At 63.3% G+C, this 23,083-nt stretch carries 25 protein-coding genes; 17 read left to right on the top strand and 8 right to left on the bottom strand.

Annotated elements, in window-relative coordinates:
- Positions 1-126 precede the first annotated feature (126 nt).
- Positions 127-828 (top strand): protocatechuate 3,4-dioxygenase subunit beta, encoded by a 702-nt coding sequence (gene pcaH, locus HB630_RS09565; protein WP_213772000.1) that lies wholly within the window; start codon positions 127-129, stop codon positions 826-828.
- Positions 828-1,430: a protocatechuate 3,4-dioxygenase subunit alpha gene (pcaG, locus tag HB630_RS09570; RefSeq protein ID WP_213772001.1), complete on the top strand. Its 603-nt coding sequence runs from the start codon at positions 828-830 to the stop codon at positions 1,428-1,430. The genes pcaH and pcaG overlap by 1 nt, the downstream gene beginning before the upstream one ends.
- Before the next feature lie 84 nt (positions 1,431-1,514).
- On the opposite strand, the gene HB630_RS09575 is transcribed toward pcaG, so the two are convergent.
- Genes HB630_RS09575 through HB630_RS09585 form a run of 3 tightly spaced genes read right to left on the bottom strand, consistent with a single transcriptional unit; the run spans position 1,515 to position 4,726 of the window.
- Complete coding sequence (locus HB630_RS09575) at positions 1,515-3,089, bottom strand: DHA2 family efflux MFS transporter permease subunit (protein ID WP_249780776.1); 1,575 nt, start codon at positions 3,087-3,089, stop codon at positions 1,515-1,517.
- Between the two features lie 4 nt (positions 3,090-3,093).
- Entirely contained in the window at positions 3,094-4,251 is a 1,158-nt protein-coding gene (locus HB630_RS09580; RefSeq protein ID WP_213772002.1) for an HlyD family secretion protein, read from the bottom strand.
- Complete coding sequence (locus HB630_RS09585; protein WP_213772003.1) at positions 4,244-4,726, bottom strand: MarR family winged helix-turn-helix transcriptional regulator; 483 nt, start codon at positions 4,724-4,726, stop codon at positions 4,244-4,246. The genes HB630_RS09580 and HB630_RS09585 overlap by 8 nt, the downstream gene beginning before the upstream one ends.
- 174 nt (positions 4,727-4,900) lie before the next feature.
- On the opposite strand from HB630_RS09585, the gene HB630_RS09590 reads away from it, so the two are divergent.
- From HB630_RS09590 to HB630_RS09605, 4 genes are all read left to right on the top strand, one after another.
- On the top strand, positions 4,901-5,392 hold the full coding sequence (locus HB630_RS09590) for a Fur family transcriptional regulator (protein ID WP_213772004.1): 492 nt from the start codon (positions 4,901-4,903) through the stop codon (positions 5,390-5,392).
- Between the two features lie 57 nt (positions 5,393-5,449).
- Positions 5,450-6,403, top strand: a complete 954-nt coding sequence (locus tag HB630_RS09595; protein ID WP_213772005.1) for a DMT family transporter — start codon at positions 5,450-5,452, stop codon at positions 6,401-6,403.
- A 13-nt stretch (positions 6,404-6,416) separates the two neighbouring features.
- Entirely contained in the window at positions 6,417-7,709 is a 1,293-nt protein-coding gene (ispG, locus tag HB630_RS09600; protein ID WP_213772006.1) for a flavodoxin-dependent (E)-4-hydroxy-3-methylbut-2-enyl-diphosphate synthase, read from the top strand.
- 102 nt (positions 7,710-7,811) lie between these two features.
- Entirely contained in the window at positions 7,812-8,708 is an 897-nt protein-coding gene (locus HB630_RS09605) for a TauD/TfdA family dioxygenase (protein ID WP_213772007.1), read from the top strand.
- Positions 8,709-8,712: 4 nt separating this feature from the next.
- Here the strand turns inward: HB630_RS09605 and HB630_RS09610 are convergent, their stop codons facing one another.
- The 3 genes from HB630_RS09610 to HB630_RS09620 all read right to left on the bottom strand — a co-directional run bounded on the left by HB630_RS09610 (position 8,713) and on the right by HB630_RS09620 (position 12,086).
- The gene (locus tag HB630_RS09610; protein WP_213772008.1) at positions 8,713-10,314 is read right to left on the bottom strand and encodes a Na+/H+ antiporter; all 1,602 of its coding nucleotides are present in this window, start codon (positions 10,312-10,314) and stop codon (positions 8,713-8,715) included.
- A gap of 155 nt (positions 10,315-10,469) precedes the next feature.
- Positions 10,470-11,156, bottom strand: a complete 687-nt coding sequence (locus HB630_RS09615) for a DUF1345 domain-containing protein (RefSeq protein WP_213772009.1) — start codon at positions 11,154-11,156, stop codon at positions 10,470-10,472.
- Between the two features lie 9 nt (positions 11,157-11,165).
- Positions 11,166-12,086: a polyprenyl synthetase family protein gene (locus tag HB630_RS09620; protein WP_213772010.1), complete on the bottom strand. Its 921-nt coding sequence runs from the start codon at positions 12,084-12,086 to the stop codon at positions 11,166-11,168.
- 211 nt (positions 12,087-12,297) lie between these two features.
- Here HB630_RS09620 and HB630_RS09625 point away from each other — a divergent pair, with 211 nt between their 5' ends.
- The 3 genes from HB630_RS09625 (at position 12,298) to HB630_RS09635 (ending at position 14,189) form a co-directional block, all read left to right on the top strand.
- Entirely contained in the window at positions 12,298-12,939 is a 642-nt protein-coding gene (locus HB630_RS09625) for a transglycosylase domain-containing protein (protein WP_249780801.1), read from the top strand.
- A 226-nt stretch (positions 12,940-13,165) separates the two neighbouring features.
- Complete coding sequence (gene rpmF / locus HB630_RS09630) at positions 13,166-13,348, top strand: 50S ribosomal protein L32 (RefSeq protein ID WP_028347701.1); 183 nt, start codon at positions 13,166-13,168, stop codon at positions 13,346-13,348.
- Positions 13,349-13,547: 199 nt separating this feature from the next.
- Entirely contained in the window at positions 13,548-14,189 is a 642-nt protein-coding gene (locus HB630_RS09635; RefSeq protein WP_213772012.1) for a hypothetical protein, read from the top strand.
- A gap of 10 nt (positions 14,190-14,199) precedes the next feature.
- On the opposite strand, the gene HB630_RS09640 is transcribed toward HB630_RS09635, so the two are convergent.
- Positions 14,200-14,436 carry a hypothetical protein gene (locus HB630_RS09640; RefSeq protein WP_213772013.1) on the bottom strand — a complete coding sequence of 79 codons (237 nt, stop codon included), beginning with the start codon at positions 14,434-14,436 and terminating at the stop codon, positions 14,200-14,202.
- Between the two features lie 253 nt (positions 14,437-14,689).
- On the opposite strand from HB630_RS09640, the gene HB630_RS09645 reads away from it, so the two are divergent.
- Positions 14,690-16,384 (top strand): EAL domain-containing protein, encoded by a 1,695-nt coding sequence (locus HB630_RS09645; RefSeq protein ID WP_213772014.1) that lies wholly within the window; start codon positions 14,690-14,692, stop codon positions 16,382-16,384.
- 68 nt (positions 16,385-16,452) lie between these two features.
- Here the strand turns inward: HB630_RS09645 and phaR are convergent, their stop codons facing one another.
- Positions 16,453-17,055 carry a polyhydroxyalkanoate synthesis repressor PhaR gene (gene phaR / locus HB630_RS09650; protein WP_213772015.1) on the bottom strand — a complete coding sequence of 201 codons (603 nt, stop codon included), beginning with the start codon at positions 17,053-17,055 and terminating at the stop codon, positions 16,453-16,455.
- A gap of 302 nt (positions 17,056-17,357) precedes the next feature.
- On the opposite strand from phaR, the gene HB630_RS09655 reads away from it, so the two are divergent.
- From HB630_RS09655 to HB630_RS09685, 7 genes are all read left to right on the top strand, one after another.
- Positions 17,358-18,536 carry an acetyl-CoA C-acetyltransferase gene (locus HB630_RS09655; RefSeq protein ID WP_213772016.1) on the top strand — a complete coding sequence of 393 codons (1,179 nt, stop codon included), beginning with the start codon at positions 17,358-17,360 and terminating at the stop codon, positions 18,534-18,536.
- Positions 18,537-18,713: 177 nt separating this feature from the next.
- Positions 18,714-19,439: an acetoacetyl-CoA reductase gene (phbB, locus tag HB630_RS09660; RefSeq protein ID WP_213772017.1), complete on the top strand. Its 726-nt coding sequence runs from the start codon at positions 18,714-18,716 to the stop codon at positions 19,437-19,439.
- Positions 19,440-19,540: 101 nt separating this feature from the next.
- On the top strand, positions 19,541-20,410 hold the full coding sequence (locus HB630_RS09665; protein ID WP_213772018.1) for an EamA family transporter: 870 nt from the start codon (positions 19,541-19,543) through the stop codon (positions 20,408-20,410).
- Between the two features lie 79 nt (positions 20,411-20,489).
- Complete coding sequence (locus HB630_RS09670; RefSeq protein ID WP_213772019.1) at positions 20,490-20,933, top strand: MarR family transcriptional regulator; 444 nt, start codon at positions 20,490-20,492, stop codon at positions 20,931-20,933.
- A 34-nt stretch (positions 20,934-20,967) separates the two neighbouring features.
- On the top strand, positions 20,968-21,528 hold the full coding sequence (locus HB630_RS09675; protein ID WP_213772020.1) for an isochorismatase family protein: 561 nt from the start codon (positions 20,968-20,970) through the stop codon (positions 21,526-21,528).
- A gap of 2 nt (positions 21,529-21,530) precedes the next feature.
- Complete coding sequence (locus HB630_RS09680) at positions 21,531-21,860, top strand: hypothetical protein (RefSeq protein ID WP_213772021.1); 330 nt, start codon at positions 21,531-21,533, stop codon at positions 21,858-21,860.
- Positions 21,850-23,067, top strand: a complete 1,218-nt coding sequence (locus HB630_RS09685; protein ID WP_213772022.1) for an MFS transporter — start codon at positions 21,850-21,852, stop codon at positions 23,065-23,067. Before HB630_RS09680 ends, HB630_RS09685 begins: the two co-directional genes overlap by 11 nt.
- The last annotated feature ends 16 nt before the right edge of the window (positions 23,068-23,083 follow it).

The following is a 23,083-nucleotide window of genomic DNA, read 5'->3' on the forward strand; positions in this document are numbered from 1 at the left end:
GTGTAATTGCACATCGGGGAATCTTGAGATTCCGGGTCTGGTGCCGATGCACCATCCCGGAATGACGGAGGATAAATTGCGTTGTCTCGCGCGCAATGACGAGAAAGCATAGGAGGAGGAAACAACATGACCCTCATCTATCCCGTCGAGAGCAACATCGCGCATCCACCGCGGCTGTCGCCGGACTATCGCAGCACCTTGAAACGATCGCCGCAAAAGCCGCTGATCCCGATGCGCCACACGCTGTCGGAACTGACCGGACCGGTATACGGCCACGCAACGGTGCGCGAGAACGATCACGATCTCACCATCCAGCACAAGGGCGAGCCGCTCGGCGAGCGCATCATCGTGCATGGCCATGTGCTTGATGAGGACGGCCGCGGCGTGCCGGACGCGCTGGTCGAGTTATGGCAGGCCAATGCCTGCGGCCGCTACGTCCATGTCGTCGATCAGCATCCGGCGCCGCTCGATCCGAATTTCACCGGCGCAGGCCGCGCGCAGACCAATGCCGAGGGCTATTACAAGTTCATCACGGTGAAGCCCGGCGCCTATCCCTGGGGCAACCATCCCAACGCCTGGCGCCCGGCGCATATCCATTTCTCCGTGTTCGGCTATTCCTTCATCTCGCGCCTGGTCACGCAGATGTATTTTCCGGGCGATCCGCTGTTTCCGTTCGATCCGATCTTCAATTCGGTGCCGGACGAGAAGGCCCGGGCGCGGCTGGTCTCCGCGTTCGACCTGGAGAACACCCAGCCGAACTGGGCGCTTTGCTACCGCTTCAACATTGTGCTGCGCGGACGCAATGCCACGCCGATGGAGACGAAATAGTGCAAGAGAAAGTCGAGGGACTTACGCCATCGCAGACTGTCGGTCCGTTCTTCAAATACGGGCTGACGCCGGGTGGCGCATATGACTGGAACGATGCCTTCACAAACAATCTGGTTACGCCGGAGACGTCCGGTGATCGCATCCGCGTCGAGGGCCGGGTGCTTGACGGCGACGGCCAGCCGGTGCCCGATTGCATGCTGGAGATCTGGCAGGCCGACGCGCAGGGGCGCTTTTCCGATCCGCAGGACAGGCGCGCGCTGCCGAATTCGACCTTCAAGGGATTCGGCCGTTGCGGCACCGACGCCAATGGCGATTATGTGTTCGACACCATCCGTCCAGGCTCGGTGCCAGATCCCGACGGCAAGCCGCAGGCGCCGCATCTTCTGCTCGCCATCTTCGCGCGCGGCATGCTGCTGCATCTCTATACGCGGATTTATTTCGGCGGCGAGGCCGGCAATGCTGCCGATCCCGTGATGGCGCTGGTGCCGGCCGACCGGCGCGCGACGCTGATCGCCACGCGCCAGCCCGGCAATGGCAACGCCGTCTACCATTTCGATATCCGCCTGCAGGGCGAGAACGAGACGGTGTTTTTCGATCTGTGAAGGTTGCCCTCGCGGCACTTCGCATCGTCATGGCCGGGCCTGACCCGGCCATCCACCGATTAAAGCCTTAGCGGTGCGCCGCTTTCAATCCATCACCGCCGCATGTTCCGCCGCATCGGCCGGGTTGGCCGATTGCGCGCGCAGGGCCACTTTCGTCGAGCCGACGATGATCGCGAGCGGAATCGAGCCCAGGATGAAGAACATCACCAGCTGATAGTCGCGCGCGAAGGCGATGATCTGGGCCTGCGCGGTAACGACGACATCCGCCAAAGCGCGGCCGGAGTCGGAATTCAGGTCGATCAGGCCGCGAACGTCCGGCATCTGCAGCGACTGGTTGAACGGATTGATATGCTCCGACAGGACCGCATAGGTGCGGCGTCCGCCTTCGGTGAGCTGTGCGATGACGACGGAAATGCCGATCGAGCTTGCGACGTTGCGCAACAGGGTCAGCATCGAGGTGCCGTCGGTGCGCAGGTGGTTGGGCAGAGTCAGGAACGCCACCGTGGAGAGCGGCACGAACACCAGCCCGAAGCCGAAGCCCTGGATGATGCTGATGGTCACGATCTCCGGAACGCCGGTCTGATCGGTCCAGCCGGTCATGTAGAACAGCGACAGGCCGGTCAGGCCCAATCCGGCGATGATCAGCGTGCGCGCCTCGATAAAGCGCATCATGCGGCCGACCAGCATCATCGCGACGAAGGTGCCACAGCCGCGGCTCGCCAGCAGCACGCCGGCGGTGATGATCGGATAGCCGATCACGTTCTGCAAATAGGGCGATGACAGCGCCATGGTCGAGTACAGCACCAGACCCATCACCGTCATGAACACGCAGCCGCCGACGAAATTCCTGTCCGTGAAGATCGCAAACTGGATGAACGGCTTCTCGGTGGTGAATGAGTGCGCGAAGAAATAATAAAAGCCGACCACCGCGACGACAAACTCGATGATGATTTCGTTGGATTCCAGCCAGCCGAGCTGTTCGCCGCGGTCGAGCGCGATTTGCAGCGAGCCGATGCCGACCGCGAGCGCCGCGAAGCCGAACCAGTCGAACCGCAATTCGAGATTCTTCTTGGTCTCGTCCATGAAGACCATGAGACCGGCCACCGTGACGATGCCGAACGGGATGTTGACGAAGAACACCCAATGCCAGGAATAGGTCTCGGTCAGCCAGGCGCCGAGCGAGGGCCCCATGATCGGGCCCATCATCACGCCCATGCCCCAGATCGACATCGCCTTGGCGCGCTCATGCAGCGCATAGGAGTCGAGCATCACCGCCTGCGACAGCGGCACCAGCGCCGCGCCGAACATGCCCTGCAGCAAGCGGAACAGCACCATCTGGTTGATGTCCTGCGCCAGGCCGCACATCACCGAGGCGATGGTGAAGCCGGCCGAGCAGATGATGAAGACGCGCTTGCGGCCGAAGCGGTTGGCGATCCAGCCCACTGGCGCCGTCATGATCGCCGCCGCCACGATATAGGACGTCAGCACCCAGTTGATCTGGTCCTGCGACGCCGACAGCGTGCCCTGCATGTAAGGCAGCGCGACGTTGGCGATGGTGGTGTCCAGCGCCTGCATGATCGTTGCCGTCATGGCGCAGATCGTCACCATGTTCCGGCGCATGCCGGGGACGGCGCTGGACGCCGCGGGCGTCGGGCTCATGGCGTTAGTCCTGGCTCGCCGCGGCCCGCGAGAAGCCGAGCAGCGCCGCGAGCGACCGGTGATGGCCGGTGTCGATCGTGGTGTAGGCGCTCATGCCGGCCTTCAGCTTCTGCACGTATTTGTCGTTGCTGTCGAAATAGATCCTGACCGGGATGCGCTGCACCACCTTGACGAAATTGCCGGTGGCGTTCTGCGGCGGCAGGATCGCGAATTGCGCGCCGGTGCCGGGGCTCAGCGAACCGACGCTGCCCTTGAAGGCATGGTCGGGAAAGGCGTCGACGTCGATATCGACCTGCTGCCCCACCGCGAGATGGGTGAAGTCCGATTCCTTCAAATTGGCGTCGACCCAGGGCTTGGCGACGTCGATGACGCTGAACACCGGCGTGCCGGCGACGACGAAGCGGCCGAGCTGGATCTGGTCGACCTGGGTGGCGATGCCGGCCATCGGCGCGCGCATCACGGTGTGGTCGAGATTGCGCTCGGCCTGGGCCAGCGCGGCCTTGGCCTGATAATAGGGCGGGAATTCCTCGAGCGGCAGATCGTCCCTGCCGAGCAACTGGGTTTTGGCCGAGGAAAGCTGCTGCTGGACGAAGGCGTATTCCGCCTGCGTGGTAACCAGCGCCGTCGAAGCGTTGTCGAGGTCGAGCTGCGAGCCGAAACTGCTCTTGGCAAGCGTCGACTTGCGGTCAACGTCGCGTTGCTTCAGGTCGGAGGCCTGCTGCATCAGGTCGGCCATCTGCTGGTAAATCTTGATGTTGGAGCCGAGGTTGTTGAAGGTGGTCTTGGCCTGTTCAAGCGCGGCCCTGGCCTGGTCCGCGGCCAGCCGGAACGGCACCGGATCGATCTCGAACAACACGTCGCCCTGCTGGACCAGCTGTCCTTCCTTGACCACGACCTTCTCGATCTTGCCGGAAATATCGGGGGTGATCAGCACCTTCTGTGCGCCGACATAAGCGTCGTCGGTGCCGACATAGCGGCCGCCGCTGAGATAGAAGGCGAATCCGCCGATGATAGCCACGATCGGCAGCACCACGAGCAGCAGCACGCGGCGGTAGCGCCGCAGGCCGCCGACCAGACTGCGCCGCGGCGCGGCAGCGCTCTTGCCGGAATCCCGCGGATTGTCCTTCTGTTCGGGTTTAAATTTGAGGACGGGGTCAGCCATAAACTTGTTCTTTCTTTGCGGACGCGCCGGACGGATCCTGGATCGCGTGACGCACGTTTTCCTTGATCAATTCCAGTTGGGTGAGCAGGCGATGCGCATCGGCCGGATTGATGCCGCCGAGCGCGGTCGAGGTGATTTCGGAGCGTAGCCCGCTCAGTTTTCCAAGCAGCGGACGCGCGGCCTTGCGCAGATAGAGCCGGTTGACACGGCGGTCGGTCTCGTCGCCGCGGCGCTCGATCCAGCCGCTCTCGCACAGCTTGTCGATCAGCCGCGTCAGCGTAATCGGCTGCATTTCCATCTGTTCGGCGAGTTCCGTCTGCTTCAGGCCTTCAACTCGCTCGACCTTGACCAGCACCGCCCATTGCGCACGGGTGATGCCGTGTCGCGCGGCCTGCTTGTCGGCGTAAAGCCGCATCAGGCGTTGCAATTCACCCAAGGTAAACAGGAAGTTCATGTCCACGGGACCGTGGGGCATCGCGGTTATTCATCTCCGTAAGCTTGAGATATAATAAGCTAGCTTATGAATTAATCATGGCAGGTTAATGGAAGGCTGCCCCGCCAGAAGCACATGGCTCGAATCGGCGGGAATCTCGGTAAAAATACCGGCAAGGATTTGGGATTATCCGACGAAATGCTACATCATGGTGGAATGACAGCCGTCAGACCGACATTTCCGACCCCCGATCATGACCACGGCCGCTGCGCCGCGGACGCGCTATCGCATGCCGAGCGGGTCTGCGAGCGGCGGGCGCAGAAATTCACCCCGATCCGGCGGCAGGTGCTGGAAGCGCTGTTGTCCAGCCACCGGCCGCTCGGCGCCTATGAGGTGATCGACGAACTTGCCAAATCGATGCCGCGGCCGGCGCCGATCACGGTGTACCGCGCGCTGGATTTCTTGATGAACAACGGGCTCGTGCATCGCATCGAAAGCCGCAACGCCTACCTGGCCTGCGCGCACGACCACGATGCCGCCGCGATGATCGCCTTCTTGATCTGCGAACAATGCGGCTCGGTCGGAGAGATTCCGGCCGCGCCCCTGGCGCAAAGCCTCAACGCCGCGGCGCGCGCCACCGGCTTTACGCCGACATTGTCGGTGGTCGAAATCACCGGCACCTGCGCGCATTGTCAGAAGGCATCCTGAGCGGATAACCACCACGGAAAACAACAACGCGGTGTCAAGCCGCGCCCCTGGGAAGAAATGTCGTCAAATCAACTGAACCTGCCGGCGGGGCGTCCGCTCAGCCCGTCCGCCGTCGCGCTGATGCTGATGTTGTGCCTGAGCTGGGGGTTCAACCAGATCGCAGTCAAGCTGGCGCTGCCGGATATTCCGCCGATGCTGCAGGCGACCTTCCGTTCCGCAGGGGCGTTGCCCGTGCTGCTGCTGATCGCATGGCTGCGCGGCGTGAAGCTGTTCGAACGCGACGGCACGCTTGGCGCCGGGCTGTTCGCGGGTGCGGTGTTCGGCATCGAATTCATGCTGATCTACAGCGGCCTGCTTTTGACGTCGGCCTCGCGCGCGGTGGTGTTTCTCTACACCGCGCCGTTTTTCGTGGCGCTCGGCTCCTATCAATTCCTCGGCGAGCGCCTGACCGCCTCGCAATGGGGCGGACTGGCGTTGAGCTTTGCCGGCGTGGCGCTCGCGATCGGCGTTCCCCAGGCCGATGTCGATGCCAGGGTGCTCCTGGGCGATATCCTGATCGTGTGCGGCGGCGCGCTGTGGGCGGCCACGACGATCGTCGCGAAAGCCACCGCGTTGCGCACGGCGCCGCCGGAAAAAGTGATGGTCTATCAGGTGACGCTGTCGATCCCGATTCTTGCCCTGGCGGCCTGGATGTCGGGCGAAACCCTGGTTCGGGTTCCGGGGCCGCTGGCATTGTCGCTCTTGGCCTACCAGGCGGTCTGGGTGGTCGGATTGACCTTCACGATCTGGTTTGGTCTGGTCCGGGCCTATTCTGCCAGCAAATTGTCGGCTTTTACCTTCATCACCCCTTTGTTTGGCGTCGTGGCTAGCTATTTCATCATGCATGATGCCTTGACGCTGGCCTTCGGTGCCGCGGCCCTGCTTGTGATTGCTGGACTTTTTCTGGTTAATCGCCCGAGGCCGTTGACGCCGGTTCCCGCCGATCCATTGCTGAATGTCACCAAAACCTGATATTTGTGGTCCCATGAACAAGCTCGAAAAACCGCTGCAAGATGACATCGCCGGCCCCAGGGCACGGCATCAAACCACCCAGGTCATGGTCGGCGAGGTCGCGGTCGGCGGGGGCGCCCCGATTGTCGTGCAATCGATGACCAATACCGACACCGCCGATATCGAAGGCACGGTGGCGCAGGTCGCGGCGCTGTCGCGGGCGGGCTCCGAGATGGTGCGGATCACGGTCGATCGCGAAGAGGCGGCGGCCGCGGTGCCCCATATCCGCGATGCCTTACGCAAGCGCGGCATCACCACGCCCCTGATCGGCGATTTCCACTATATCGGCCACAAACTGCTGGCCGACTATCCGGCCTGCGCCGAGGCGCTCGACAAATACCGCATCAATCCCGGCAATGTCGGCTTCAAGAACAAGCGCGATACGCAATTCGCCGACATCATCGAGATCGCGAACAAGAACGACAAGCCGGTCCGCATCGGCGCCAATTGGGGTTCGCTCGATCAGGAACTGCTGACCAAGCTGATGGACGAGAACACCGCTTCGCCCAACCCGCGTGATACCCGCGCGGTGACCCGCGAGGCCATGGTGCAGTCGGCGCTGCTGTCGGCCGCACGGGCGCAGGAACTCGGCATGCCCAAAAACAGGATGATCCTTTCGGCAAAGGTTTCTGCCGTGCAGGATCTGATCGCGGTCTATCAGGATCTGGCGGCGCGTTCGGACTATGCGATCCATCTCGGCCTCACCGAAGCCGGCATGGGATCGAAGGGCATCGTGGCCTCGTCCGCGGCGCTCGGCATCCTGTTGCAGGACGGCATCGGCGACACCATCCGGATTTCGCTCACGCCCGAGCCCGGTGGTGATCGCACGCTCGAAGTCCAGGTCGCGCAGGAACTGTTGCAGACCATGGGCTTCCGCACCTTCGTGCCGCTGGTCGCGGCCTGCCCCGGCTGCGGCCGCACCACCTCGACCACGTTCCAGGAGCTGGCGCGCAGCATCCAGGATTTCATCCGCGACGAAATGCCGGGCTGGAAGACCCAATATCCGGGAGTCGAGAGCCTGAATGTCGCGGTGATGGGCTGCATCGTCAATGGCCCCGGCGAATCCAAGCACGCCAATATCGGCATCTCGCTGCCCGGCACCGGCGAAGCGCCGGCCGCGCCGGTGTTCGTCGACGGCAAGAAATTCCGTACCCTGCGCGGACCGACCATCGCCGCCGACTTCAAGGCGCTGGTGATCGACTATATCGACCAGCGCTATGGCGGCGGCAGCAAGACGCCTGCGGCGATGGTGACGGCGGCGGAATAATCCTTTCGCCGCAACGCCGAAAACTAGAAAAAGCCACGCTCATTTTGCGCTTCCTTCGGCGCGGGCTACGGTGCCTCCAATCACGCGCGATGGGAGAACATCATGAGTTCGCTTTCCGGCAGGCAGGGACCTCGCTACCGGCATCTGGCCGGCGAAGGCGAGCCCTATGAAACCATCGGTGTCGAAAAGCTGACCCCGATCATCGGCGCGGAGATTTCGGGCGTCGACATCGGCGCAATGGTCTCGGACGACATCCGATCGAACCGCCAGATCGACGAGATCCATCGCGCACTGGCCGAAAACCTCGTGATCTTTTTTCGCGACCAGCACATCACGCCGCAACAGCATCTCGCCTTCGGCCGCAAGTTCGGCGAGTTGCACATTCATCCCGCCGCCCCGCATGAGGGTGACGATCCCGCGCTGATGAAGATCTATGCCGACAAGGATTCACCGCGCGCCAATGGCGAGGGCTGGCATTCGGACGTCTCCTGCGATCCCGAGCCGCCGATGGGCTCGATCCTCCATATCAGGCAGTGCCCGCCGCGCGGCGGCGATACGCTGTTCGCCAACATGTATGCGGCATATGACGCGCTGTCGGATCGGATGAAGACCTATCTCGGCGGGCTGACGGCGCTGCATGACGGCGAGCCGATCTATCGCGGGCTCTACGCCAATTACGGCGTCGCCGACCGGCCGAGCTATCCCAGCGCCGAACATCCTGTCATCCGCACCCATCCGGCGACGGGCCGGAAGGCGCTTTACGTCAACCGCGGCTTCACCCGGCACATTGTCGGCATCCCCAGAGACGAGAGCGACGCCATGCTGGCCTATCTCTACCAGCACGCCGAGAACCCGCTGTTTCAGTGCCGCTTCCGCTGGACCGAAAACGCCGTCGCCTTCTGGGACAATCGCTGCGCCCAGCACCGCGCGATGTGGGATTACTGGCCGCATACCCGCGCCGGCACCCGCGTCACGATCAAGGGCGAGCGGCCGGTGTAGGGCGTCACATCTCGCGATATTCGCGGTTAGCGAGACTCGCTTCCTCGAGGTCGAGATCGCGCTCGATGTGGCGCCTGGTCTCGTCGGTGATCTTGCCGTCGCGCAGCAGGATGTGGATGAATTTCCGCTCCGAAGTGATCAGTTCGCGCGTCAGGTCGATTCCCGCCGCCGAGACATCGTCCGCTTCGGGATCGAGCGAATCCGGGAGCTGGTTGACCCGCGTCTCGTGGCGAGCACGCAGCAGCTTGACCACCTCGTCGGACAGTTCGCGGTCGTCGGTGATGGCATCGAGTGATTTGAGCGCGGCGCCGAGCGCTTCACGCCGTGCGGCGATTTCGGCCTGCAGCTCAGCGACATGTTCGGTGTGTCCGGCGTCGGCGAGGCCGAGCCATCGCGTCACCCAGGGTAACGTGATGCCGAGGCCGACCAGTGTGATGAAGATGACACCGAAGCTGCAAAACAGGATCAGGTCGCGGTAGGGGAAGGCCTCGCCGTCAGGCAGCGTGAACGGCAGCGCCAGCGCCGCCGCCAGCGAGACCGTGCCGCGGACGCCAGTGAAAGCGACGACGAATGTTCCCTGCCAGCTCGGCAGCCGGTCGCGCTGGCCGCGGCGCTTGTCCCACTGCCGCTGCAGGTAGCTCACTGAAAATACCCAGGCGAAGCGCGCAATGACGACGACGGTGATGACGACCGCGATCGCTAACAGAATATCGTCCAGCGGAAACGCTTTCGATTTCTCGATCAGCGAGCGCATCTGGAAGCCGGTCAGCAGGAACAGCAGCCCTTCGATCAGGTAGATCACCAAGTCCCAGAAGAAGATGCCCTGCAGGCGCGTTGTCGCCGAAATCAATAGCGGCCCGTTCCAGCTCATATAGAGGCCGCAGGCCACGGTTGCGATCACGCCGGAGCCGCCGAGATGCTCAGGTATCCAATAAGCGATGTAGGGCGTGAGCAAGGATAGCGTGATCTCGACCTGCGGATCGCGTGCGAAACGGCGTGCCCTTAAGCTGAGCCAGCCGACGGCGATGCCATACATGACCTCGCTCACATTGATCGCGACAAACGTGCCGCTCGCCTTTGTCAGCGAAAACATGCCGGTCGAGATCGCCGCCACCGAGAAGCGATACAGGATCAGCGCGGTGGCATCGTTCGCCAGCCCTTCGCCTTCCAGTATCACCAGGATCCGCCGCGGCAGACCCAGCCTGCGGGCGATCGCCAGCGGCGCCACCACGTCCGGCGGCGCCACAATGGCGCCGAGCAGGAAACCGACATTCCACGGCAGCCCGATCAAATAGTGGGTGCCGGCCGCCACCACAAAAGCCGTGAAGATCACCGAGCCGACCGCGAGCAGGATGATCGGACGCAGGTTGAATTTGAATTCACGCCAGCTCATGGCGACGCTGGCCGAGTAGATCAGCGGCGGCAGCACCACCAGCAGCACCAGTTCGGGCGGCAATTCCAGCGACGGTATGCCCGGTACGAAGGCGAGCGCGACGCCGGCCAGCAGCAGCAGGATCGCCGGCGCGACATTGATGCGCCGCGCCAACAGCGCGGTGCCCGCCAGCACCACAAGCAACACCAAAAAAATCTGGAACCTGGCTTCCATGATGCCCGCTAATTTGCCTGCTGGTTCGGCGAGGTCAATGCGGCGGAAGGCGCGTCGGGGTGGCCGGTCGTGGAATTTCCCCGATCGCAGCCCGCGAACCAGGGTTTCGGGGCCACGCGCAAAATGCGCGCCCCGGAATGAGGTTTTCCCGTCACTCAAATCGCGCTGGCGGCGATGTTGACCATCAGGGCGACCAGCGCGGTGTTGTAGATAAAGGAGGCGATGCCGTGCGCGGTCGCGGTACGGCGGATCGTCTTGTTGGTAATGCCGACATCCGAGACCTGCGCGGTCATGCCGATCACGAACGAGAAATAGACGAAGTCCCAGTAGTCGGCATTTTCGTGGGTGTCGCCGCTTGGAAACTGCAAGCCGCCGGGCTTGGCGCCGCGATAGAACTCATGCGCGTAATGCAGCGCGAAGGTGGTATGCACCGCGGCCCATGACAGCGCGATCGTCACGGTGGCCAGCGCCAGTTCCGGCACGCTGTGATGTGAGGCGCCGAGCTCGAACACGATCGCGGCGATGCTGGCGAATGCGCCGAGTGCGGTCACCAGCAGGATCAGGAAGCGGCCGTCATCCTGCAGCACCGCGTTGCGCTTGATATGCGCCAGCCCGCTGCGCAGCATCATCGCATATACCAGCAACAGATACGCCGCGACGAAGATGTCCCAGCCGACCAGCGCGCGGGTCACCGGCCGCAGCGAGGCGGGCTGCAGCAGGAACGCCAGGATTCCGATGGCGACGGAGATGAAAGTACGGGGCCGCCCGTAAACCAGGCGGAGCGGCCTCGCCATCTTCCGGAAGCGTAGAACGACGGGATCTTCGGTTTCCTTGCCCGCCATCGCCGCCCGTCAGTTCTTGCGGTCGGCGACGAAACGCGCTGCCGCGCGCAGCACGTCGCCCTTGGCGCCGAAGATCGAAAGCGCGGCATCGGCGCGCGCCAACAGGTCGCCCACCCGCTTTTTGGCGCCCTCGATTCCGAGCTGGGTGACGAATGTGGTCTTGCCCAGCGCCGCGTCCTGTCCGGTCTGCTTGCCGAGCGCCGTCGCGTCGCCCTCGACGTCGAGCAGGTCGTCGGCGATCTGGAACGCTTCGCCGAGCGCGCGGCCGTAATCGTCGAGCGCCTGATATTCCTTTTGCGAGGACTGGCCGAGGATGGCGCCGGCGATGCAGCCATAGCGCAGCAGCGCGCCGGTCTTCATCTGCTGCAACCGCGCGACGTCGACCGGCTCGCGGTCGCCGAATCGGCCCTCGCCGGCGAGGTCGAGCATCTGGCCGCCCGCCATGCCGCCGATGCCGGCGGCCCGCGCCAGCGCGCGCGTGAGCAGGAGGCGCACATTGGCGTCCTTGTGGATCTCGTCGCGGGTGATGATGTCGAAGGCGAGCGTCAACAACGCGTCTCCGGCGAGGATCGCGGTGGCGTCGTCATAGGCCTTGTGCAGTGTGGGACGGCCGCGGCGCAGATCGCTGTTGTCCATCGCCGGAAGGTCGTCATGGATCAGCGAATAGCAGTGAATGCATTCCAGCGCCGCGCCCGCCAGCAGCGCGGCTTCGCGCGCCACGCCGAACGCGGCGGCGCTTTCGACCACCAGGAACGGACGCAGCCGCTTGCCCCCGCCGAGGCTCGAATAACGCATGGCCTCGATCAGCCGCTTCGGGCGGACGATCTCGTCGGGCAGCGGCGCGTCGGCCAGGAGCCTCGCCAGCAGGGCTTCGGTGTCCTCCGCAGTCTGGTCCAGGCGTTTCGAAAAGTCGATGGCAGTACCGGTCATCAAGAATAGCTCCAGATCGATTTGGCCGGACAATCGGTTATGGCAGAGGCTTCGTCAATTCCAGTGGCAGGTTGGCCTGCGCCTTAAAAGCGCTGGAAAACCCATGTATTATCATAAAGATGTCACCCAAGGCCGGTCCATTCAGGGGATCGGGACCGAACCAGAAACATCAGATTTGCGCATTGCCCGGAATTTATTGCTGATTTTGATCATGGTGCTGGCGCTGCCCTATCTGCTGGCGCCGCTCTATCGCGTCGGCCATCCGGTGTCGACATTGATGGCCTGGCGCTGGCTGAAGGGAGCGCCGGTGTCGCGGCAATGGATCGATCTCGGCGCGATGTCGCCCGCGCTGCCGCGCTCGGTGGTCGCGGCCGAGGACGCGAAATTCTGCACCCATCACGGCATCGACTGGGATGCCCTGAACGGCGTGATCGAGGACGCGGAAGAGGGCGAGGCGACCCGCGGCGGCTCGACCATCACCCAGCAGGTGGCGAAAAACCTGTTCCTGTGGCCGGGACGCAGCGTGGTCCGCAAGGCGCTCGAGTTTCCGCTGGCGCTCTGGATCGATTTCGTGCTGCCGAAACAGCGGATCCTGGAGATCTACCTCAATATCGCCGAGCTCGGGCCGTCCGGCCAGTTCGGCGCGGATGCCGGGGCGATATACGCGTTCGGCCATCCGGCCTCGGGCCTGTCGCCGCGCGAGGCGGCGTTGCTGGCGTCGATCCTGCCCAATCCGGTCAAACGCAGCGCCCGCAATCCGGGCCCCGGGGTGCGCCGGCTGGCCGGGACCTATATGGCCCGCGCCCAGGCTCAGGAATTGCCACGGTGCTGGCGTGAAAATCGTGCCTTTTGAGCCGATATCGGCCTGTTTTGGCCGTGAAAACCGCCTTGAACTTCTGTTTTGACGCGGTTTCCTCACGCCGACCGGTGCCCATTTCGCTCGAAAACGCTATAGCCTTGTGCGGCATCATCCTCTATAAGCCCGCCCTTATCGGCGTTTCAGCTCGCGCGCGCTCCCTAAGCGCTGAGCCGTCCGGCTGCGGACGATGCCCCTGCAAATACTCCTAGAGGATACCGATATGGCCGTTCCCCGAAGAAAAACATCGCCGTCACGGCGTGGCATGCGCCGTTCGGCGGATGCCCTGAAAAAGCCGACCTATGCCGAGGACAAGGATTCCGGCGAGCTGCGCCGTCCGCATCACCTCGATTTGAAAACCGGCATGTACAAGGGCCGGCAGGTTCTGAAGAAGAAAGAATCCTGATTGCGGCGCGATTTGCCCGGGCTATTAAGGCTCGGGCATCGGCCTTGCGACCAGGGTCGAGCCCATCGGGTGGCGGCGCGGCCTGAATTCGGCCAATGCGTGAGATTAAGACGGTTCCAGCGGCGGGTTGTTAGGGGTATCCCAGGCTTCGCCTGAGGACACACTGATTCTCCCGCTCGAAAATAAGGCGCCGTCGTCTATGGTCGGTTTTCCGCTGCTTTTGATTCCGGTCGCGATCTACAACATCATCGTCTTCCTGATGCCCGGCGTCTCCTTCACCGAGACGCTGGTGAACCTGCCCCTGGTGTCGGGCGCCGAGTGGCCGGTGACGCTGAGCGACGTTCTGTTGACGCTCGGCATCCTGCTGTTGCTGCTCGAAGTCATCAAGGGCGCCCGTCCCGGCGCGAAATATCTTACTGATCACCTGCTGTCGCTGATCATCTTCGGCTGCGCGGCCGCCGAATTCGTGATGTGGCCGCGATTCGGCAACTCGACCTATTTCCTGCTGGCTTTGCTTTCGCTGGCCGATTTCCTGTCGGGCAGCGCGCTGCATGTCCGGCGAGGAAGAGCGGCCGTGGCCGCGCCCGCGATATCCCGGCAGAGCGCCCGTAACAGCGAGCCGCCCGCAGCCGAACCCCATTTCAATCCGGCGCCGATGCCTGCGCCCGCGTCCGTATCTGTTCCCGCACCGGAAGTGCCGGCTGCCGAAGCCGTGCCGCTGGGCCGTTCCGAACCTGACCCGGTGCAACCCGCCGCCTCAAGCCCGGCGTCGCCGCAAGTTCCTTCTCCGGAACTACAGCCCGGCGGCGTCCCCCCATCGGCGGAACAGCCGCCGCGTTAACCGGATGGTTTCAGATGATTTGCCGTGCCCGGGGACCGGCATCGGCCCGGTGCTGGCTGGTCCGGTAGGCGGATAGCGCGTCAGACGCGGTTGCCTGCCGCAGGCTGTGCGCCTGCGGGCTCTGCTCGCCCATCGCCATCAGTTGAGTGACGAAACTGGAGTCGGGCTGGGGCGGTTCGTGGCTCGACGACCATTCCGCCGTCTGGACCAGCGGCACCAGCGCAGTGCTGGCGGGCTTTGCGTCCAAGGGAACGCCGTCGGCTGCCGTCCGGTCTGTCTGGTTGTTACGCAACATCGCTACCCTGACTGGCTGACTGTTTCGTTTCGGGACTTTCAATCCCGCGTCATCCTTCCGTCGCAAGGGCTATGCCGAACTCATGGTTATCGTTCCATGCCGATCGCCAAAGGTGGTTTCCGGTTTATTTATGGGTCGTTAGCAGAGTAGGGGCTATCCTGATGGACAGGGAATTGCTCCGGCGGCGTCCCGAAGCGAGGCAGTTGTGACATTGGCCCCTCCACAAGCTTCGACCATCCTCGCGTTGCTCGGCCAGGCGGCCTTCGTGTGGGATATCGCAACCGACGAGATTGTCTGGAGCGATCACGTTGACTCGGTATTTCCCGATATTCCGCGGGAAGCGCTGGCCAGCGGAGCCGCGTTCTCAAAGCTGATCGAACCAAGCCGCTCGATCCGCGTCGAGGCGTTGACACCGTCACCGCTGGCGCGCAGCGGCGACGGTGCGCCCTACCGGATCGAATATGGTGTCCGCGCAACCACATCCGCGCCCATGATCTGGATCGAGGAAGCGGGCGTCTGGTTTGCCGGCCGCGACGGCAAGCCGGTGCGCGCGCAGGGCATCGTCCGCCTCAATAACGAACGCCACGCCCGCGACGAGCAGCTCCTGAAATTGTCGCGGCGCGATCCGCTGACCGGCGAACTCAACCGCACCCGACTGGTCGCCACGCTGGCCGAGACCGTGGAGGAAGCGGCGCGCTTCCGTACTTCATGCGCCTTCATGCTGATCGGCATCGATCATCTGGCGCGGATCAACGACGCCTTCGGCTTCGACGTTGCCGATGCCGTGATTGAGGAAGTGGCCAAACGTATCCGCGCCAGATTGCGCGCCGGCGACGTGCTCGGCCGCTTCTCCGGCAATAAATTCGGGCTGATCCTGAAAAATTGCACCGTCGATGACACCAAGGTCGCCGCCGAGCGTTTCCTGGCCGGTATTCGCGACGAAGTGGTGCCGACCAAATCCGGCCCGGTTTCCGTGACGGCGTCAATCGGCGCGGTCAGCGTGCCGCGCTATGCGCGCGACGCCGACGAAGCCATCAACCGCGCCCAGGAAACGCTCGATACGGCAAAGCGGCGCCGTGCCGGTTCGTTTGCGCTGTGGCGCCCAAATGTCGAGCGCGATGCGCAGCGTCGTGTCAACATCCGCGTCACCGACGAGATCGTCACCGCGCTGAACGAGCGGCGGATCGTGATGGCGTATGAGCCGGTGGTGGAAGCGCGCTCGCGCGATGCTGCATTCTACGAGTGCCTGGTCCGCATGGAGAAGCATGACGGCCAGATGCTGGCCGCGCCCGATATCGTCCCGGTCGCGGAAAGGCTCGGCCTGATACGGCTGGTCGATCACCGCGTGCTTGAGCTCGTGATCGCCGAGCTTGCGGCGTCGCCGGATGTGCGGCTCAGTCTCAACATCTCGCCCGAGACCACGATGGATCCGGACTGGTGGAGCTCGATCGAGTCGCTGATGCGCGCGCATGAAGGCGTGGGCGAGCGGCTGATCGTGGAAATCACCGAGACGGTCGCGATCCAGGATGTCGATGATGTTCGCGGCTTCGTGACGCGGCTGAAGAATTTCGGCAGCCGGTTCGCTATCGACGATTTCGGCGCGGGCTATACCTCGTTCCGGAATCTGCGCAAACTCGGCGTCGACATCGTGAAAATCGACGGCGCCTTCGTGCAGAACATCGCGCACTCGGCCGACGACCGCGCCTTCGTGCAGACCCTGATCGACCTGGCGCGCCGCCTGCAGATCAAGACGGTGGCGGAATGGGTTCAGGACGATGAATCGGCGGCTCTGCTGCGTGATTGGGGCTGCGACTACATCCAGGGACGCCTGATCGGGCTCGCCTCCGCAGAGCGGCCATGGCGCGCGAAGCCCGAAAAGATCTTGCCGGCGGCGAGCTGATTTGCCGCCGCGGCGTGCGCGGGGCCGACGTGCCGGGAATGCGCGCCCACAAAGCGCCGAAAGGGAAACTACTCTTCCTTCTTCGTTTCCTTCGACATGCGCTCAAGGCGTTCCTGCATGTCTTTCATCTGACGGCGGAGATCGTCGATATTGTCCGCTTCCGGCACCGCGTCAGAGGCCTTCTCTGATTCCGCCGTGCCCGTCGCGCCGCCGCGCGGCGGCACGAACGGCTTGAACATCGAGAAGGTTTGCTGAAACAACTCCATGTTGCGCCGGACATGTTCTTCCAGCGGCGCGAACGGCGTTCCGCTGAACGTGTTCGCGAGTTGCTTGCGGAATTTTTCCTGCTCGCGCGTCAGCGTGTCGATCGATTGCTCGAGATATTTCGGCACCACCATCTGCATGCTGTCGCCGTAGAAGCGGATCAGCTGCCGCAGGAACGTGGTCGGCAGCAAATTCTGGCCGGCCTTGTTTTCCTGTTCGAAGATGATCTGGGCCAGCACCGAGCGGGTGATGTCGTCGCCGCTCTTCGCGTCATAGACCAGAAAATCCTCGCCATCCTTCACCATCGCGGCGAGGTCTTCGAGCGTTACGTAGGTGCTGGTGCCGGTATTATAGAGCCGCCGGTTCGCGTATTTCTTGATCGTAGTGGGTTGGTCTGTTTTCGCCATGGGCTCACACAATCACCGAGGACGGAAACCCGACGGCCTCGCCGAAGGGCAACGAGCAACGCAACGTCGTAAAGTAAGCATTTTCAACGAAGTTCGGCTACCGTTTTGTGCGCCACGGTTAATTCGGAAGCAGGCGGCTGCCCAGCAAACCCTCAGCAGGTCCATTTTGAATGCGGCCAGGGTCGATTTCCGTCTTCTGGCCGATTGACACGTCTTGCCTAGATTAACAGGATAGAATCGAGAGACAGGCCCGCGCCATCCGGCCGCCCGCCATTCCATTTCTCAAGCTTCAGGAGATGTCCATGTCAGACGATGTCGTCATCGTCAGCGCTGCCCGCACCCCGGTCGGCAGTTTTAACGGCGCCTTCGCCACCACCCCGGCCCATGATCTCGGCGCGATCGCCATCAAGGCGGCGCTGGAGCGGGGCGGCATCGAGCCTGCGCGGGTATCCGAGGTCATCATGGGTCAGATCCTGACCGCGGCCCAGGGCCAGAACCCGGCCCGGCAGGCGTCGATCGCTGCCGGCATTCCGGTGGAAAGCCCGGCCTGGGGCGTCAACCAGCTCTGCGGCTCCGGCCTGCGCACGGTGGCGCTCGGCTACCAGGCGCTGATGAACGGCGATTCCGAAATCGTCGTCGCCGGCGGCCAGGAATCCATGAGCATGGCCCCGCACGCGCAATATCTGCGCGGCGGCATCAAGATGGGGCCGGTGGACTTCGTCGATACCATGATCAAGGACGGCCTGTGGGATGCCTTTAACGGCTACCACATGGGCAACACCGCCGAGAACGTCGCCCGGCAGTACCAGATCACCCGCGCGCAGCAGGATGAATTCGCGGTCGGCTCGCAGCAGAAGGCGGAGGTCGCGCAGAAGGCCGGCAGGTTCAAGGACGAGATCGTCCCGGTCACGATCAAGAGCCGCAAGGGCGAGATCGTGGTCGATGCCGATGAATATCCGCGCCACGGCGCGACGCTGGAGGGGATGGCCAAGCTCAAGCCGGCCTTCGAAAAGGACGGCACGGTGACCGCCGGCAGCGCCTCGGGCATCAATGACGGTGCGGCCGCGGTGGTGCTGATGACCGCCCGGCAGGCGGCCAAGGAAGGCAAGACGCCGCTGGCGCGCATCGTGTCCTGGGCTCAGGCCGGCGTCGATCCCAAGGTCATGGGCACCGGGCCGATCCCGGCTTCGCGCGCGGCCCTGAAGAAGGCCGGCTGGAGCATCGGCGATCTCGATCTGATCGAGGCCAACGAAGCTTTTGCGGCGCAGGCCTGCGCCGTCAACAAGGATCTCGGCTGGGACACCTCCAAGGTCAACGTCAATGGCGGCGCGATCGCAATTGGCCATCCCGTGGGCGCTTCCGGCGCGCGCGTGCTGGTGACGCTGCTGCATGAAATGCAGAAGCGCGACGCCAAGAAGGGCCTCGCCACGCTGTGCATCGGCGGTGGCATGGGCATCGCGATGTGCATTGCACGCGACTAGAAAAACGGCAGCGACTGCAAAGAGAATATTCTTCGCACCTGCACAGTGCTGAACTAAAGAGAAAACGCCCGGCCTGTTGCCGGGCGTTTTGTTCTTGATGTTGGTCAAACCGGTCGCATAATTCGAAACTACATAAAAAAATTGTAGTCAGAAGAACCGACAAGGGAAGGATTCGGCATGGCACGTGTGGCATTGGTAACCGGAGGGACGCGGGGCATCGGCGCGGCGATCAGCAAGGCGCTGAAGGCCGCCGGCTACAAGGTCGCGGCATGCTATGCCGGCAATGATGTCGCGGCGGAAAAGTTCAGGGCCGAGACCGGCATCCCCGTCTATAAATGGGATGTCAGCTCGTTCGAGGCCTGCGCTGCCGGCGTCAAGCAGGTCGAAGCGGATCTGGGGCCGGTCGACGTGCTGGTCAACAATGCCGGCATCACCAAGGACACCGCCTTCCACAAGATGACGGTCGAGCAATGGAACTCCGTCATCAACGTCAATCTCGGCTCGCTGTTCAACATGACGCGCCAGGTGATCGAGGGCATGCGCGCCCGGAAATTCGGCCGCGTCGTCAGCATTTCCTCGATCAACGGCCAGAAAGGCCAGTTCGGCCAGGTCAACTATTCGGCGGCGAAGGCGGGCGATATCGGTTTCACCAAGGCGCTGGCGCTGGAAAATGCCAAGAGCGGCATCACTGTGAACGTGATCTGCCCCGGCTATATCAACACCGAGATGGTGCAGGCGGTGCCGCAGGACGTGCTGGAAAAGAACGTGCTGCCGCAGATTCCGGTGAACCGCCTCGGCGAGCCCGAGGAAATCGCCCGCGCGGTCATCTTCCTGGCCGCCGACGATGCCGGCTTCATCACGGGATCGACGCTCACCGTCAACGGCGGTCAATACCACGCGTGACGATTTGATGTAATCGTTCCGGGGACACGCGTGAAGCGTGGCCCCGGTATCTCGAGATATCCGGGTTCGCTCGGTCTCTCGTGCCCCGCAATGACGGATCAATGACCCCTCGCACCGCGACGCTGATCGGATTGTCGGCGATCCTGATGTGGTCGCTGTTCGCGGTGATGACGGTTGCGACCGGCGCTATTCCGGCGTTTCAGCTCGCAGCCATGACATTCGCGATCGGCGCGCTGGTGGGGTCGCTGGGCTGGATCGGCCGACCCGATGCCATCAAGGCATTGCGGCAGCCGCTGATCGTGTGGATCGTCGGGGTCGGCGGCCTGTTCGGCTATCACGCGCTGTATTTCCTGGCGCTGCGCTTCGCCCCGCCCGCCGAAGCCGGACTTTTGAATTATCTCTGGCCGCTTCTGATCGTGCTGTTCTCCTCGTTGCTGCCGGGCGAGCGGCTGGCTCCGCATCACGTCATCGGCGCTCTGCTGGGCCTCACCGGAACGGTGCTCCTGTTCGCGGGCAATAGCGGTCATGAATTTGCGCCGGGCCAGATCCCGGGATTGATCGCGGCCTTTGTCGCGGCTTTCGTGTGGGCGGCCTATTCGGTGCTGTCGCGCAAGTTCAAATCGGTGCCGACCGGCGCGGTCGCCGGATTCTGCCTCGCCACGGCGCTGCTGGCGGCGGCGGTGCATGCGATCGTCGAAGCGACGATCTGGCCGCAGACGATCACGCAATGGCTTTCGATCGTCGGGCTTGGCGTCGGCCCCGTGGGTGCGGCGTTCTACGCCTGGGATATCGGCATGAAGCGCGGCGATATCCGCGTCCTCGGCGCGGCGTCCTATGCGACGCCATTGCTCTCGACCGGGTTCCTGATGCTGGCCGGATTTGCAACATGGAGCGCCGCGGTTGCCCTCGCTGCGGTGCTGATCGCCGGCGGCGGGCTGATCGCGGCGAAGGATATGGTCTGGAAGCGTTGACGTACGGCTGCCGGAATCGCGCGTATATATATCATCAGTCTAACTTGCCAGTTTGACTGATGATATATATACGGAGGGAATGAGCAGCACCCCCGACGCACCGATATCGCCCGAAACGGTCGTTCCCGCCCTGACGCAGGCGATCGGACAACTCCTTCGCCGCCTGCGGGCGGACGCAAATCCGGGTGGCCTGAACTTCTCGCAGACGGCAGCTCTCGCCAGGCTGGACGAGAACGGCGGCATGACCACCGCCGATCTCGCGCGCGCGGAAGCGATGAAGCCCCAGTCGATGAGCACCATCCTGGCCAGTCTTGAGCAGGAGGGTTTGGTCGAGCGCAATTCTCATCCCACGGATGGGCGGCAAATCCTGTTTTCGCTGACCGCGCAGGGCGCCGAGGCGCGGCGCAAGAGGAGCATGGCGAAGCAGGAATGGCTGCTGGCGGCCGTAGCGAAGCTCGGCCCGGCCGAACAACAAACCCTGCTTTCCGCCGCCGCGCTCATCCGGAGCCTGAGTGGTTCCTGATCCATCCCAAATCTTTAAACCGAAAGAAACAGCCATGACCGTGACGGCCCTCGACCCGAAAACCGCACTGATCGTCATCGATCTCCAGAAAGGCCTTGTCTCGCTCCCGGCGATCCATCCGATCGAGGGGGTGGTGATGCACGTCAGTACAATGGCCGCGGCCTTTCGCGAGCAAGGTTTGCCCGTGGTCCTCGTCAATGTCGCCGGCGCACCGGCGGTCCGGACCGAACAGCCGCGCCGCAATCACGTCCTTCCGGAAGGCTGGGCCGATCTCATTCCGGAGCTGAACCGGCAAACGCAAGATCATGTCGTGACGAAGTACACGCCGGGGGCGTTCACGAAGACCGACCTCGAGGCGCACCTGCAGGCGCTTGGCGTCACTCAGATCGTGATGACCGGTATTGCCACCAGCAATGGCGTCGAGGTTACGGCGCGCCAAGCCTACGAGCTGGGATTCAACATCACCTTCGCGATCGACGCCATGACGGACGTCGATGCTGCCGCGCACAGCTACAGCGTCACGCGGGTTTTTCCCAAGATCGGCGAAACCGGCAAAACCGGCGAGATTCTCGCTCTCCTGAATCGGGGGGCCTGATCATGGTATGGCTGCATGACCTCGCTTACTTCTTTGGTGGCGCTTTCCTCGCCAACGCCGTGCCGCATTATGTCAGCGGCATGATGGGGCGATCGTTTCAAAGCCCGTTCGCCAAGCCGCCCGGCAAGGGCCTATCGTCATCGACGGTGAATGTGCTGTGGGGCTTTGCAAACCTCGTGCTCGCCTACTGTCTCATTTTGCGCGTGGGCCAGTTCGACCTTCGCTCGACGGATCACATCGCCAGCCTGGGGTTAGGCCTCCTGCTGATCGGCGTGATGTCGGCACGCACTTTCGGGCAGTTCCACGGCGGGAATTCTCCCGTTGGCTCCTGAAGGCACGGGGTCCGGCACGTTTCGTTCCTTGAGGGTATATAATTATCGCCTCTGGTCCTGCGGCTCGCTGATATCCAATATCGGCACATGGATGCAGCGCACCGCACAGGACTGGTTGGTGCTCACCGAGCTTACCCGTCATAGCGCGACGGCCGTTGGTGTCGTGATGGGACTGCAATTCGGGCCGCAGCTGCTGTTACTGCCCTGGACCGGCTATGCGGCGGATCGCTTCGACCGGCGCAAGCTATTGATCGCGACGCAGGCCGCGATGGGCGTGCTTGCCCTTGTGCTGGGTCTGCTTGTCGTTACCGGACAGGTTCAATTGTGGCACGTTGACGTGCTCGCCTTTCTGTCCGGTTGCGTCAACGCGGTCGATATGCCCGCGCGCCAGACCTTCGTCTCCGACCTGGTCGGGGACGAAGACCTTTCCAATGCGGTGGCTCTGAATTCCACCTCCATGAACGCCGCCCAGTTGGTCGGTCCGTCCGTAGCCGGCATCGTGATCGCCGCTGTCGGTTCCGGCTGGGCGATCCTGATCAATGGCGCTTCGTTCCTTGCCGTGCTGGCGTCGCTGCTCTGTCTGCGTTCGAGCGAGCTTCACCCGAACATCCGCGCCGGCCAGGCGCGCGGCAATCTCGTGGAGGGGTTCCGTTATGTCCGGTCCCGTCCGGATATCGGGGCGATCCTCTGGATGCTCTTCCTGATCGGCACGTTTGGCCTCAATTTTCCAATTTTCATCTCGACCATGTCGGTCAGGATCTTTCATGGCGGCGCTGATCAGTATGGGCTCCTGACCTCGGTCATGGCCCTCGGAGCGCTCGCCGGCGCACTACTCGCCGCGCGACGTGAAAAGCCACGGTTCCGACTTCTCCCCATAGCCGCAGCGATTTTCGGAGTCGGTTTTGCGCTCGCCGCGATAATGCCCAATGCTTGGCTGTTCGCCGCGGCTCTCGTCGTCATCGGCGTATCCACGCTGACGTTCACCAATGCGACGAGCAGCCTGATGCAATTATCCACCCCGCCCGTGATGCGGGGGCGTGTCATGGCGCTGCGTCTCGCGATCGGCGTGGGTGCGACGCCGATCGGCGCGCCGATCGTTGGCTGGGTCGCAGACACGTTTGGCCCGCGTTGGGGGCTAGGTGTCGGCGCCGGTGCGGGGTTCGCCGCGATGGCGGTCGCTCTCCACTATCTGGCAAGGCGCAAATGAAAATGGCGGTCGTCAC

Source organism: Bradyrhizobium sp. dw_78, from assembly GCF_018449525.1.
GTDB lineage: Bacteria > Pseudomonadota > Alphaproteobacteria > Rhizobiales > Xanthobacteraceae > Bradyrhizobium.

Excerpts from the sequence above, each read along its gene's own strand:
- pcaH (WP_213772000.1), top strand. The coding sequence starts at position 127 with ATGACCCTCATCTATCCCGTCGAGAGCAACATCGCGCATCCACCGCGG.
- HB630_RS09575 (WP_249780776.1), bottom strand. The coding sequence starts at position 3,089 with ATGAGCCCGACGCCCGCGGCGTCCAGCGCCGTCCCCGGCATGCGCCGG.
- HB630_RS09580 (WP_213772002.1), bottom strand. The coding sequence starts at position 4,251 with ATGGCTGACCCCGTCCTCAAATTTAAACCCGAACAGAAGGACAATCCG.
- HB630_RS09585 (WP_213772003.1), bottom strand. The coding sequence starts at position 4,726 with ATGCCCCACGGTCCCGTGGACATGAACTTCCTGTTTACCTTGGGTGAA.
- HB630_RS09590 (WP_213772004.1), top strand. The coding sequence starts at position 4,901 with ATGACAGCCGTCAGACCGACATTTCCGACCCCCGATCATGACCACGGC.
- HB630_RS09595 (WP_213772005.1), top strand. The coding sequence starts at position 5,450 with ATGTCGTCAAATCAACTGAACCTGCCGGCGGGGCGTCCGCTCAGCCCG.
- ispG (WP_213772006.1), top strand. The coding sequence starts at position 6,417 with ATGAACAAGCTCGAAAAACCGCTGCAAGATGACATCGCCGGCCCCAGG.
- HB630_RS09605 (WP_213772007.1), top strand. The coding sequence starts at position 7,812 with ATGAGTTCGCTTTCCGGCAGGCAGGGACCTCGCTACCGGCATCTGGCC.
- HB630_RS09610 (WP_213772008.1), bottom strand. The coding sequence starts at position 10,314 with ATGGAAGCCAGGTTCCAGATTTTTTTGGTGTTGCTTGTGGTGCTGGCG.
- HB630_RS09615 (WP_213772009.1), bottom strand. The coding sequence starts at position 11,156 with ATGGCGGGCAAGGAAACCGAAGATCCCGTCGTTCTACGCTTCCGGAAG.
- HB630_RS09620 (WP_213772010.1), bottom strand. The coding sequence starts at position 12,086 with ATGACCGGTACTGCCATCGACTTTTCGAAACGCCTGGACCAGACTGCG.
- HB630_RS09625 (WP_249780801.1), top strand. The coding sequence starts at position 12,298 with ATGGTGCTGGCGCTGCCCTATCTGCTGGCGCCGCTCTATCGCGTCGGC.
- rpmF (WP_028347701.1), top strand. The coding sequence starts at position 13,166 with ATGGCCGTTCCCCGAAGAAAAACATCGCCGTCACGGCGTGGCATGCGC.
- HB630_RS09635 (WP_213772012.1), top strand. The coding sequence starts at position 13,548 with ATGGTCGGTTTTCCGCTGCTTTTGATTCCGGTCGCGATCTACAACATC.
- phaR (WP_213772015.1), bottom strand. The coding sequence starts at position 17,055 with ATGGCGAAAACAGACCAACCCACTACGATCAAGAAATACGCGAACCGG.
- HB630_RS09655 (WP_213772016.1), top strand. The coding sequence starts at position 17,358 with ATGTCAGACGATGTCGTCATCGTCAGCGCTGCCCGCACCCCGGTCGGC.
- phbB (WP_213772017.1), top strand. The coding sequence starts at position 18,714 with ATGGCACGTGTGGCATTGGTAACCGGAGGGACGCGGGGCATCGGCGCG.
- HB630_RS09665 (WP_213772018.1), top strand. The coding sequence starts at position 19,541 with ATGACCCCTCGCACCGCGACGCTGATCGGATTGTCGGCGATCCTGATG.
- HB630_RS09670 (WP_213772019.1), top strand. The coding sequence starts at position 20,490 with ATGAGCAGCACCCCCGACGCACCGATATCGCCCGAAACGGTCGTTCCC.
- HB630_RS09675 (WP_213772020.1), top strand. The coding sequence starts at position 20,968 with ATGACCGTGACGGCCCTCGACCCGAAAACCGCACTGATCGTCATCGAT.
- HB630_RS09680 (WP_213772021.1), top strand. The coding sequence starts at position 21,531 with ATGGTATGGCTGCATGACCTCGCTTACTTCTTTGGTGGCGCTTTCCTC.